The sequence below is a fragment of the Aurantibacter sp. genome (assembly GCF_042094015.1).
GTDB lineage: Bacteria > Bacteroidota > Bacteroidia > Flavobacteriales > Flavobacteriaceae > Aurantibacter.
In genome coordinates, this window is sequence record NZ_JBELDZ010000066.1 from 1 (window position 1) to 12,571 (window position 12,571).

General features: G+C 29.4%; 15 protein-coding genes and 1 tRNA gene. 10 read left to right on the top strand and 6 right to left on the bottom strand.

Annotation, left to right across the window (positions count from 1 at the left end):
- From ACFDSN_RS09525 to ACFDSN_RS09550, 6 genes are all read right to left on the bottom strand, one after another.
- The coding region (locus ACFDSN_RS09525; protein ID WP_375239619.1) for a YARHG domain-containing protein at positions 1–1,043 on the bottom strand (1,043 nt) is incomplete at its 3' end.
- A 39-nt stretch (positions 1,044–1,082) separates the two neighbouring features.
- Positions 1,083–2,030, bottom strand: coding sequence for a hypothetical protein (locus ACFDSN_RS09530; protein ID WP_375239620.1), 948 nt, complete (start codon positions 2,028–2,030; stop codon positions 1,083–1,085).
- 12 nt (positions 2,031–2,042) lie between these two features.
- Positions 2,043–2,471 (bottom strand): hypothetical protein, encoded by a 429-nt coding sequence (locus ACFDSN_RS09535; RefSeq protein ID WP_375239621.1) that lies wholly within the window; start codon positions 2,469–2,471, stop codon positions 2,043–2,045.
- 66 nt (positions 2,472–2,537) lie between these two features.
- Complete coding sequence (locus ACFDSN_RS09540; protein WP_375239622.1) at positions 2,538–3,200, bottom strand: hypothetical protein; 663 nt, start codon at positions 3,198–3,200, stop codon at positions 2,538–2,540.
- Positions 3,201–3,220: 20 nt separating this feature from the next.
- Entirely contained in the window at positions 3,221–3,607 is a 387-nt protein-coding gene (locus ACFDSN_RS09545) for a hypothetical protein (RefSeq protein WP_375239623.1), read from the bottom strand.
- A 181-nt stretch (positions 3,608–3,788) separates the two neighbouring features.
- Positions 3,789–3,863: transfer RNA gene (locus tag ACFDSN_RS09550), tRNA-Pro, on the bottom strand.
- Between the two features lie 124 nt (positions 3,864–3,987).
- On the opposite strand from ACFDSN_RS09550, the gene udk reads away from it, so the two are divergent.
- The 10 genes from udk to ACFDSN_RS09600 form a co-directional block, all read left to right on the top strand.
- Positions 3,988–4,605, top strand: coding sequence for a uridine kinase (gene udk / locus ACFDSN_RS09555; RefSeq protein WP_375239624.1), 618 nt, complete (start codon positions 3,988–3,990; stop codon positions 4,603–4,605).
- Complete coding sequence (locus ACFDSN_RS09560) at positions 4,598–4,900, top strand: septum formation initiator family protein (protein WP_375239625.1); 303 nt, start codon at positions 4,598–4,600, stop codon at positions 4,898–4,900. The genes udk and ACFDSN_RS09560 overlap by 8 nt, the downstream gene beginning before the upstream one ends.
- Positions 4,893–6,269, top strand: a complete 1,377-nt coding sequence (locus tag ACFDSN_RS09565; RefSeq protein WP_375239626.1) for a methylmalonyl-CoA mutase subunit beta — start codon at positions 4,893–4,895, stop codon at positions 6,267–6,269. Before ACFDSN_RS09560 ends, ACFDSN_RS09565 begins: the two co-directional genes overlap by 8 nt.
- A gap of 28 nt (positions 6,270–6,297) precedes the next feature.
- Positions 6,298–6,999: a hypothetical protein gene (locus tag ACFDSN_RS09570; protein WP_375239627.1), complete on the top strand. Its 702-nt coding sequence runs from the start codon at positions 6,298–6,300 to the stop codon at positions 6,997–6,999.
- A gap of 2 nt (positions 7,000–7,001) precedes the next feature.
- Positions 7,002–7,604, top strand: a complete 603-nt coding sequence (locus ACFDSN_RS09575; RefSeq protein WP_375239628.1) for a hypothetical protein — start codon at positions 7,002–7,004, stop codon at positions 7,602–7,604.
- Positions 7,604–9,724, top strand: a complete 2,121-nt coding sequence (gene scpA / locus ACFDSN_RS09580; protein WP_375239629.1) for a methylmalonyl-CoA mutase — start codon at positions 7,604–7,606, stop codon at positions 9,722–9,724. The genes ACFDSN_RS09575 and scpA overlap by 1 nt, the downstream gene beginning before the upstream one ends.
- Before the next feature lie 138 nt (positions 9,725–9,862).
- Positions 9,863–10,627, top strand: a complete 765-nt coding sequence (locus ACFDSN_RS09585; protein ID WP_375239630.1) for a ParA family protein — start codon at positions 9,863–9,865, stop codon at positions 10,625–10,627.
- Between the two features lie 3 nt (positions 10,628–10,630).
- Positions 10,631–11,536, top strand: coding sequence for a ParB/RepB/Spo0J family partition protein (locus ACFDSN_RS09590; protein WP_375239631.1), 906 nt, complete (start codon positions 10,631–10,633; stop codon positions 11,534–11,536).
- 43 nt (positions 11,537–11,579) lie between these two features.
- Positions 11,580–12,116 carry a DUF5683 domain-containing protein gene (locus tag ACFDSN_RS09595; protein WP_375239632.1) on the top strand — a complete coding sequence of 179 codons (537 nt, stop codon included), beginning with the start codon at positions 11,580–11,582 and terminating at the stop codon, positions 12,114–12,116.
- 26 nt (positions 12,117–12,142) lie between these two features.
- Positions 12,143–12,571: 4-hydroxy-tetrahydrodipicolinate reductase (locus ACFDSN_RS09600; protein ID WP_375239633.1), on the top strand; the 429-nt coding region annotated here is incomplete at its 3' end.

Here is a 12,571-nt window from a genome sequence, read left to right on the forward strand (position 1 = left end):
TCTCCAACTATATCGTTAGTAACCACAAAGTAATTATTCTCATTATATTGGTAAATTGACAACGTCCAAAATCCATCTACAACTTGAATACCAATAGTGTTTGGCTTTATGTATTTTATATTATGAAAAAACTGAGTAGAGTCTATTATAGAATTATGTTGTTCTATAAAACCAACTGTTTTTACTCTATCTTGTTTTGACCATTCCCAACTATCCATAGTATATTCTGGAACTAATTTCAGTATATTAAGAAGCTCTTTATGCTGCTTATAATTAATTAAAAGTGTATCTCTAAATGCTGCTTTATTATTAAGAAGTTCTTCTTTTTGATTAATTCTTACTTGTTCTAATGTTTTTATTAATGATAAATTATGTGCTTCAATAATGTTAAATTCTATGTTTTTAGTTTTTGGAATAGACACATACCAATCTTGCTTTAAAAAATAGGTTTCCATTTCTCCACCTTTTTTAAATAAGTAACCTTGCCTTGCAAACAACTCGTTTCGCATGAGTTTTAGCTCGTGTTTAGAAAAACGGTTTAAATCTTTGCTGTTTAGCTTTACAAATCCTGTTTCTGGAAATTGTCCTTTTGGTTTTTCTAACAATCCATCTGGATTAAACTGTATATAATGTATTATTTTATCTGCTTCATTATTATAAGAATGTGAAACCAAACCTTTTTCGTTATTTGAAGATGCTAATTGATATTGTATTTTATCAACAATAACTTTTCCGTTTGAGAAACTAATATCAAGTCTATCCGATTTTAATGCCCAAGTTTCACTTTCCCAATCTGCATATTCTGTTCTTGCGTATAACTTATTATTACTAAATAATATATTCAATTGAGATTCTGCTTCGGAATCGCCAAAATGATAGCTACCTTGAAAATCTTGTTTACTTGTAGAAACTCTATTTTTAATTAGAAAAACTTCCATTTCATAATTTTGCACACTTTGATAAGCTACAGTAATGGTGTCTTTTGTTTGACAAAATCCCCAATTAACATTTAGCAAGAAAAGCAATAGTAGAACTCTTATCATTTTTTTCATTTTAATAAACCTTCCAGGTATTAGATAAAATTAATCTGCCCAATAAGGTTTTACTAGAGCCTTATAATGTTTTTCTAAATCTTTTAATTTCAAATTATTAGAAATCCAATATAATAGTAAATGTAATTCATGTATATAAAGCTCTTGATCGTTTACTCTTTCATTTTTAAGCTGATTTACAAATGCTGCTATTTTTCCGTCTTTATCTTCATTTTCTTCCATATGAACTAAATCGAAATAACATTGCGCTTTAATTAAATTTTGAATAAAAACAGATTTGTTATTTAATGCATTAAAATACGTGTTTAACTCATCTTCTGTTCCGCCCCATTTTGGAGATATAGCAGAAAAATAGTTGAAATTTAATTCTGCATCGTTACTACTTAAACGTTCTGCATCTTTAAACGTATTGTGAATAGTTTCTCTCTCTACATCTATAGATTTATAGACTTTTAATAAAGCTGATGCTATATTTAACTGAAGATCGTTAGTGGTTTTACTTATATCTATCAATAAATACTCTGCTTGCTTTAAATGGTCTTTAAAATTTGCTAAATCCGATTCCGAAACAGAATCTATATAACCTCTACCTCTAATTTCCCAACCTGCATGAATTAACTGATATGCTTTAATAATTCTTGGAAGTGAGTGCGAACCATCTTTTTCAATCCATTGGTTAGATATCTTAACATCTGTGTGTTCTCCTAAACTTTTAAACCCAAACGACCTATAACTTGCAGACATAGATTTTAATGTACTTTCTACTTTACTATAATTTTTATTATTAAAGTCTTCAATTAGTTTTTGAATTTTAGGATTGTTTAAATGACTAAACGTTTTAAACTTATAATTACTTCCTACAAGATTAATTAACTTATCCATGGGACTAAACCCTAAATATTTATCTAAAAGATATAATACTCCAAATCCTGCTAAAATTAGTTTCGCTATTGGATATTGGTTAAAAAATTCCATCATAATTTATTGGTTTTAATTTTTAGTCTTTGTTTTGCTTAATACTTCTTTAAAAGTAAAATAACTTATAATTTTATTATTATCATTTTTTCTTTTTCCAGACAAAACGTCATTTACAACTTCTAGTTTTAAGTTTTCTAAAAAGGTGCCTTCTGTATTTTCTAGCACAATGTTTTGTTGATATAATCTCCACTTAAAAACACCTATTGGAATTACTGATACACTATCACAAGTAGAAATATATTTTTCTTGAGCTAAAACGGTTTCTTTATTAAATTTTAAAACTAAAAAAATAGTGCTTCCTGCGCAAAAATCGTCTCCTTCAACTTCTTCGCATAAAGTTCCAATTTTGGAGACAAATGTTTTGTTTACCGGAAATAAATCGTCTTGAAACCCTAAAAATAGAGTAAAACTGAAAACTACTTTTATTAATATTAATTTCATTTACACTATTATTTAATAATTAACAATAATCACTTAATTATTTTAAGAGGTACAATTTTGAAACGTTTAATAAATTGACATATCTAAATCCTTAAAAGATTTTATATCTGACAAGTTAATTAAATCACTGCTGCTAATTTTTGATTTTGTTTCTTTAAAAACTTGCTCATTACTTTCATAATCTGGATCTATATTTTCGCTAAACAGTTTTTCTTTAATAACAAAATTAATATGAGTCTCCGTTAAAGTTGTTGAACTATAACTACTAACACTTTTATATTCTATTAATTTAAATTTAGAGTCTATGTATTTAAATTTATAATTCCACCAACCATATCTACCATGCTCAAAACCAATAATTAGTTCTCCTTCTTCTATCACAATATTTAGTTGTGGTATATAATAATTCCCGCCATCTTCATTTTCAGAATAAAAACAATCATAATTCTCAGACACCAAATGATATTTATCTTTAGAGTTTAACAAAACTAAAACACCTCTATTATTTCTATCTACTATATTATTAAACCTATTTACTACAAGACTATCTTTATTGGTCCCTTTAATAATAAGAACACAATCCTCTTGGCCATCATTATTTAAATCTCCGAAATTTGTTTTATAAACAATAAAACCTTCAGGTGTAAAATCCGAAGGTTTTGTTTTGTATGTAACACAACTACTTAATCCTAAAAACATAATTAAAATTAGTATTAAGTTTTTAGTCATATTAAATATCTGTAATAACTTTAAAGTGCTGCTTTTTCAACAACTTGAGTTAATTCATTAAATGCATTTTTTTGTGGAGTCGATAAAACAGCCTGAGTAATAGTTTCTGCAACAATATCTACAATACTCCTTCTAGCCTTAACACTTTTACCAAAGTAAGTATTCATAATTTTATTAGGAATTACATAATTTACTTTAATCTCATTTTCTTTAGTAAAAAACACTTTTGCTGCATGCATTCCACTTTTCTTTAAGACCAAGCACTCCTCCATTTGACCTCTTGCATCTACTCTATGATCCCAAATATCGTATTCTTTAGAACATTGAAAATCCGATGCTGAATTCAAAAAACTATTTAATGAGTCTAATGAGTTGTATTCACTTTTAACTTGAAGTATTTTTTCCATATTATTTATTTGTTTTATGGTTTCAAGTTAGTAAATTTTGTTAAACTTTATCAAAATTTATATTTTTATTTTACTAAAAATATTAGCACAAATAAATTAACAAAAAAATAATATAAACACAGGTATTTAATCATAATAGGGTCAAAATAAAAAAGCTTCAACATAATGTTGAAGCTTTTTGTCGGGGTGGCAGGATTCGAACCTGCGGCCTCCACGTCCCAAACGTGGCGCGATAACCGGGCTACGCTACACCCCGAAAAGTTACCTCACTAAAATACATTTTTTTAGAGCTGCAAATATAAACTTTTATTTTAACTACAAAACATTAATATTATGTTTATTAATATTAAATTTGTTTGCAAATAATTTCTATACACAATATGCTAATAATTGGGATTTCTGGGGGAACAGGTTGCGGTAAAACTACCGTTGTTAATCAAATAATTAATGAATTACCTTTTAATGAAGTGACAGTTCTGTCTCAAGACCATTACTACAAAGACACATCCGATCTTACTTTTGAGGAACGAACCAAAATAAATTTCGACCATCCTAATTCAATAGATTTCCCACTATTATTAAGTCAGCTAAAAGACTTAAAAGAAGGAAAGACAGTACAACAACCTATCTATTCGTTTATTGAACACAATAGAGTAGCTGAAACTGTAACTACTACTCCTAGAAAAGTGGTTATTGTAGAAGGAATTTTAGTTTTTACTTACCCAGAATTAAGGGACTTATTCGATATAAAAATATTTGTTCACGCAGATAGTGATGAGCGCTTAATAAGGCGCTTAAAAAGAGATATTTCTGAACGAGGAAGAGATTTAGATGAAGTTCTAAATCGTTATTTAGATACATTAAAACCAATGCATCAACAATTTATTGAAACAACAAAAGAGTTTGCAGACATTATTGTACCAAACAACAAGTATAATACGGTTGCTGTTGATATTGTAAAAACAATTATTAATGAGAAACTGAAAACGAATGCTTAAATACTTCAAAAACATATATATTATTATCTTTGCTGTATTTCTAATTTGGATGCTTTTCATAGACACTAATTCATTTTTAATGCATCAAGATTTAAACAATGACATAAGTGATTTAGAAGAAGAAAAAGATTATTATAATAAAGAAATTATTGCTGATAAAAAAGCTCTAAAAAAGCTTAAAACAAAAGATGGATTAGAAAAATTTGCTCGCGAATCCTACTATATGAAACGAGAAAAAGAAGACATTTATATTATTGAATATCAGGATAGTTTAAAACTTAAAAAAGATGAGTAACTATTTATTTTCTGAATTTGAGGCAGTTAATGCAAAAGCTTGGAAACAAAAAATACAAGTTGATTTAAAAGGATTAGATTATAATGAAACTTTAATCTGGAACTCTCCCGAAGGCATAGATGTTAAACCTTTTTACAATAAAGAAGATTTAGAACACTTTCCTGTTATAAATTCTAACAATAGTAAATGGTTGATTGGTGAAGTTATTTTTGTTAATGATCTTGAAAAATCAAATAAAGCCGCAATAAAAGCAATTGAGGACGGAACTAATTCGCTTAAATTTATTATTCCAAATTCAAAAACAGTTCTAAAACAACTAACTAAAAATATAGATTTAGAAAAAATTGAAATTCAAATAGAGCCTTTATTTTTTGATGTTACATTTTTCGAACAAAATAAAACAATTTTAAATCATAAAAATGTGACAATACATCACGATTGTATTGGTCAATTAACAAAAGATGGCAATTGGTTTACATCCAAAACAGAAGATTTTTTAACTTTAGAGAAAATAATTATTCTATCTAAATCAATTACTATAAAGGCAGAGATTTACCAAAATTCAGGAGCAACAATTACCCAGGAATTAGCATATACAATTTCACACCTTAATGAATATTTTAATTTCATAGAAAATAATTCAACACTTAAAACACTTTTTAAAACTGAAACACTAAGTGTCTTTATAAACATAAGCATTGGAAGTAATTACTTTTTTGAAATCGCAAAAGTTAGAAGCTTAAAACAATTAGTCAATAGTCTATCTGACTCTTACGGATTTAAAACAAAACTTTACATAAATGCAACACCATCATACAGAAACAAAACACTCTATGATTATAACGTAAATATGTTACGTACTACTACGGAATGCATGAGTGCAATTCTTGGTGGAGCAAATACTATTTTTAATCAGCCGTACGACGCTATTTATCATAAAAGCAATGCCTTTGGAAATAGAATTAGTAGAAACCAACTTCTAGTTTTACAAAACGAAAGTTATTTTAACGAAGTTAATAATCCTTCTGACGGAAGTTATTATATAGAAAATTTAACACATCAGCTTTCAGAAAAATCCCTATCTCTTTTTAAAGAAATAGAAGCTTCTAATGGATATATAGATGCACTATTTAGAGGTACAATTCAACAAAAAATAAAAGGAAGCGCTGTTAAAGAACAAGAGTTGTTTGATACTAAAAAAACAACCTTAGTTGGAACAAATAAGTTTGAAAACAAGAACGATAAAATGGCCGATAATTTAGAACTTTTTCCGTTTTTAAAACAAAACCCACGTAAAACTTTAATTGTTCCAATAATACAAAAAAGATTAAGCGAAGGTTACGAACAAAACAGACTTAAAGAAGAATAAATTTATAATAAACCAAAAACAATTTAAAATGAAATCAAAATTATTAACATTTACATTAATTGCAACAGTAATTACATTCTTTAATTGTAAACAAACAGAACAAATAAATGTTGATTATAAGTATTCAGATCAACCAGAAATTTTCAACTGCAAAATACAAAACGACCAATTAATAAAAGAGGCTATTTATTCTTTTGAAAATGATTTAAATGAAGCTTATGACAAAGATAATAAAGGCAGAGGAAGAGCATACTCGTCTTTTATAGGGTTAACAATAGGTAATAGATTCAATATCGAAGAAGTAGCGTCTAAGCATAGTTTACAAATTGCTAAAGCATTACAACAATCTTCACATTATAAAAACAATGTATTTTCTTATAATAGCGAATTAGCAAATTGCTTATTTAGCAGTATTAAAAGCGCTAATACAAAAACATCTTTTGAGGCTTTAAGAAGTGCTAACAGTCTAAGACCTAGTGTTGTATTACCAACTTTAAGAAATAATGTAAATAGTTTTGCTTCAGACAAATCTTTAGTAGGAATTTTAGCATTCGACTATTATTACAATAGCCTAATGCTATTAAACGAAGGTCAATTAAAAACGCCAATTGCCCCAGCAATAGAGAATCAAAAAGTTGATTTTAATAAAACACCACAACCTACTAAAAGACCAATATCTACTGATAAACAAAAATTAGAAGCTACAGGACACGAAGGTCATAACCATTAATGATGATAAAATATATCAATATATTTTTTATTACACTTAGTCTAAGTGCGTGTAGTTCAAAAGTTGAAAAACAAACAGACAAAGTTATTGGAACTTATTCTAAGTTAGAAAAAGACAATATTGATATGTTTTTTCCATCAGAATTCAAACAAATTTCACATCAAGAATATGTTAATTCTATAAAAAATAATCCTGGAATTTTAAATAAAGAAGAACGCATTAAAATTGCTAATATTCAAAAAATAAGCACCGGAAATATTTATCACTTTATAAACAAAGAGGAACTTATTGAAGTAGATATTAAAATGTCTCCATATTTTGATTTTAATAAAACTGACTCAACACACTTATTAGCAATGCTTAGTGCTAATTGTCAAAATAGTACTAATCCTTTTGGAAAAAACTGTAAAAAAATAAGCGCAGGATTCTCGTTAAATGCACAAACAAAAGTATTCAAGGCATTGTTTAAAGTAACATATGGCTCAACAGTAACATACAATAATATGTATTTAATTTCATCAAACAACAAAACTTTTTCAGTAATCATAAAATCTCCAAAGAACACCAACTATAATAGTTACATTCAGAAAATAAGAATTAAGTAATGAATAGAAAAAACGTTCAAAATATCACCTTAAAATCTTCTGTTCAAAAAACAGTAGAACCTTATAAATTCGAAACTGCTGAAGGTATTAGTATTAAGTCTCAATACACAAAAGACGATATTAAAAACCTTCAGCATTTAGATTTTTCGGCTGGAATTGCTCCAAATCTTCGTGGACCATACAGTACAATGTATGTTAGAAGACCATGGACAATACGTCAATACGCTGGTTTTAGTACTGCCGAAGAAAGTAATGCATTTTATAGACGAAATCTTGAAGCTGGACAGAAAGGTTTGTCTGTGGCCTTCGATTTAGCAACACATAGAGGTTACGATAGTGATCACGAACGTGTAGTTGGAGATGTTGGAAAAGCTGGAGTTGCTATAGATAGTGTAGAAGATATGAAGGTGCTTTTCGACCAAATTCCTTTAGATAAAATGTCGGTTTCAATGACTATGAATGGTGCAGTTTTACCAATTATGGCATTTTATATTGTTGCTGCAGAAGAGCAAGGCGTAAAAGCTGAAGCTTTAGCAGGAACTATTCAAAACGATATTTTAAAAGAGTTTATGGTGCGTAACACGTACATTTATCCGCCTACGCCAAGTATGCAAATTATCTCAGATATTTTTGAATACACTAGTGAAAAAATGCCGAAATTCAACTCTATTTCAATTTCTGGCTACCATATGCAAGAAGCTGGAGCAACCTGTGATATTGAGTTGGCTTACACCTTAGCAGATGGATTAGAATATATACGCAAAGGCTTAGCTGCCGGAATGGATATAGATACTTTTGCACCAAGATTATCTTTTTTCTGGGCAATTGGTATGAATCATTTTATGGAAATTGCTAAAATGAGAGCCGCTAGAATGCTTTGGGCTAAATTGGTAAAACAGTTCAATCCTAAAAACCAGAAATCTTTAGCATTACGCACACATTGCCAAACATCTGGATGGAGTTTAACAGAACAAGACCCATTTAATAATGTAGCTAGAACAACTATAGAAGCTGCTGCTGCTGCTTTTGGAGGAACGCAAAGCTTACACACAAACGCATTAGATGAAGCTATTGCCTTACCAACAGATTTTTCTGCTCGTATTGCAAGAAACACACAAATATATTTACAAGAAGAAACACATATTACAAAAACTGTAGATCCTTGGGCTGGTAGTTATTATGTAGAATCTTTAACTAATGACATTGCAGATAAAGCTTGGGAATTAATTCAGGAAGTTGAAGACCTTGGAGGAATGACAAAAGCAATTGAAGCTGGAATACCAAAACTTAGAATTGAAGAAGCTGCTGCAAAAAAACAAGCACGAATAGATTCAAATCAAGATGTAATTGTTGGTGTTAATAAATACGTTTTAGATCAAGAAGATGCTATCTCTACATTAGAAGTAGATAATCAAACCGTACGCTTACAGCAAATAGAAGGTTTAAACAAAATTAAAGCTACAAGAAGTTCGGAAAAAGTTGAAACCACTTTAAAAGCATTAACAAAAGCTGCAAAAGACAAATCTGGCAATTTACTTGCTTTAGCTGTTGAAGCTGCTCGAGAACGTGCTACTTTAGGAGAAATTAGTGATGCTTTAGAAACTATCTATGGAAGATACAAAGCACAAATAAAAACATTTTCTGGTGTGTATAGTAAAGAAATTAAAAACGATGAAAGCTTTAAAAAAGCACAAGAATTAACCGATAAGTTTGCAGAGCAAGACGGAAGAAGACCAAGGATAATGATTGCTAAAATGGGGCAAGATGGACATGATCGTGGTGCAAAAGTTGTCGCAACAGGTTATGCCGATGTTGGTTTTGATGTAGACATTGGTCCGTTATTTCAAACCCCAAAAGAAGCAGCAAAACAAGCGGTAGAAAACGATGTACATATATTAGGTGTATCATCTTTAGCTGCAGGACACAAAACACTTGTTCCACAAGTTATAGAAGAGCTTAAAAATTATGGACGAGAAGATATTATGGTTATTGTTGGTGGTGTTATTCCAAAACAAGATTACCAATACCTATTCGATGCTGGTGCTGTAGCTGTTTTTGGACCTGGAACAAAAATAGCAGAAGCTGCTATTACACTTTTAGACATTTTAATAGACGAATAACAAAATATTTCTCTATTTAAAAAAACCACAAAATCACTAAACATTTAGTGATTTTGTTTTTTAAAACAATGTTAACAACTTCAATTTTCATTCCCCATAAATAATTGTATTTTTACGTTTACAAAAACGTAAGATTTAATGGGTAAAATCATTGCAATTGCAAATCAAAAAGGTGGCGTTGGTAAAACCACAACATCTGTAAACCTAGCAGCATCTTTAGGTGTTCTAGAGCAAAAAGTACTTTTAATAGATGCAGATCCTCAAGCAAATGCCACTTCTGGTCTTGGTTTAGATGTTGAATCTGTAGAAATTGGAACTTATCAACTTCTAGAACATACTAATACAGCTAAAGAAGCAATTGTTAGTACTGAAACACCAAATTTAGATATCATTCCTGCTCATATAGATTTAGTCGCTATAGAGATTGAATTAGTAGACAAAGATGAACGCGAATACATGCTAAAAAAAGCATTGACGGAAATAAAAAAAGACTACGATTATATTATTATAGATTGTGCACCTTCATTAGGACTACTAACATTAAATGCACTTACAGCTGCAGATTCTGTCTTAATTCCAATTCAATGTGAATATTTTGCTCTAGAAGGTTTAGGAAAACTATTAAACACGATTAAAAGTGTTCAAAAAATACATAATGCCAATTTAGATTACGAAGGTCTTTTATTAACTATGTACGATTCTCGTTTACGTTTATCTAACCAAGTAGTAGAAGAAGTTCAAAAACACTTTAGCGATATGGTTTTTAAAACCATTATCCAAAGAAATGTACGTTTAAGCGAAGCTCCAAGTTATGGTGAAAGTATCATAAACTATGATGCAAGTAGTAAAGGTGCAGAAAACTATTTAAGTTTAGCTAAAGAAATTATTACAAAAAACGCTTAAAAAATGGCAAAAGCAGTAAAAAAACAAGCTTTGGGTCGCGGTTTATCCGCACTTTTAAAAGATCCAAGTAACGATATAAAATCGGCACAAGATAAAAATGCAGATAAAGTTATAGGTAATATTGTTGAGTTAGATTTAGATTCGATAGAAATGAATCCTTTTCAACCAAGAACAAGTTTTAACGAAGAAAACTTACGTGAGCTAGCATCTTCTATTAAAGAGCTTGGTGTTATTCAACCTATTACAGTTAGAAAGTTAGGCATAAACAATTACCAACTAGTTTCTGGTGAAAGACGTTACAGAGCAAGTAAATCTATTGGCTTAAAAACTATCCCTGCTTATATTAGATTAGCAAACGACCAGGAAAGCCTAGAAATGGCCTTGGTGGAAAATATTCAACGTCAAGATTTAGATCCTATAGAAATTGCATTGTCTTATCAACGTTTAATTGATGAAATTCAATTAACACAAGAACAAATGAGCGAACGTGTTGGAAAAAAACGTTCTACTATTGCAAATTACCTGCGTTTATTACGTTTAGATCCAATTATCCAAACTGGAATGAGAGATGGATTTATCTCTATGGGTCATGGACGTGCTATTATTAATATTGAAAACCAAGCCGATCAATTAGATATTTACGAAAGTATTTTAACGAATAAACTATCTGTTAGAGACACAGAAAAATTAGTTAAAAATTATAACACAACACAATCAACAGAACTTCCTGCAAATAAAACTGAAGAAACACCACGTTTTATAAAGAAAGGAATTAAAGAATTTTCAGAATTTTTTGGACATAAAATTGAAGTTAAAGTCTCAAAAAATGGAATAGGAAAAATCAGTATTCCTTTTCATTCTGAAGAAGATTTTAACCGTATTAAAAAGTTAGTAGAAGGTGAAAAATAAATCACTTTACTTTGTGTTTTTTCTTTTTTGCTTCAGTATAAAATTGATAGCACAAACAGATGATGTTCAAACTTTAGACAACGAAGATCTTATTGTTGTAAAAGATTCTACTTCCATACAAAAAATGAAGCTAGACCATTTACGTCCATCTAGAGCTGCGTTTTATTCGGCAATTTTACCAGGATTAGGACAAGCTTACAATAAAAAATACTGGAAAATACCTGTTGTATATGCTGCAATTGGAACTGGAGTTTATTTTTACACCACAAACAATCGTGATTATAAAAAAGTAAGAAATGCATACAAACGTAGACTTGCGGGTTTTCAAGATGATGAATTTCAAGATCGCTTTACTGATGATGGATTATTACAAGCACAAAACACTTTACGTAGAAACAAAGAACTATCACTTTTAGTTACTATTGGACTTTACGCCTTAAATATTATAGACGCTAATGTAGATGCACATTTAATGCAATTTAATGTTAACGATGATTTATCTTTAAAACCACATTATAAAATTGAAGAATTTGATAATGTTGGTCGCTTAGGCTTAACACTAAACCTTAATTTAAATTAACCCAAATAACTTCACCTTTAAAAACTATGAAGATTGCACTGTTAGGTTATGGGAAAATGGGAAAAACCATAGAGAAAATTGCTTTACAACGTGGACATTCCATTGTAATAAAAACCTCATTAAGTTCTGGTTACAAAATAACTGATGCTGATATTGCAATAGATTTTAGTATTCCTGATGCAGCAGTTCATAACATTTCGCATTGCATTAATAATAATATTCCTGTAATATCTGGAACCACAGGCTGGCTAGATAACTATAATAATATTACAGACTTAGTAAAAGAAAAAAATGGTGCTTTTATATATGCTTCAAATTTTAGCTTAGGTGTAAATATCTTTTTTGAGTTAAATAAACAACTAGCAAAAATGATGTCTAATTTATCTAATTACAATGTAAGCTTAGAGGAGATTCATCATACAGAAAAATTAGATGCACCAAGTGGAACTGCTATA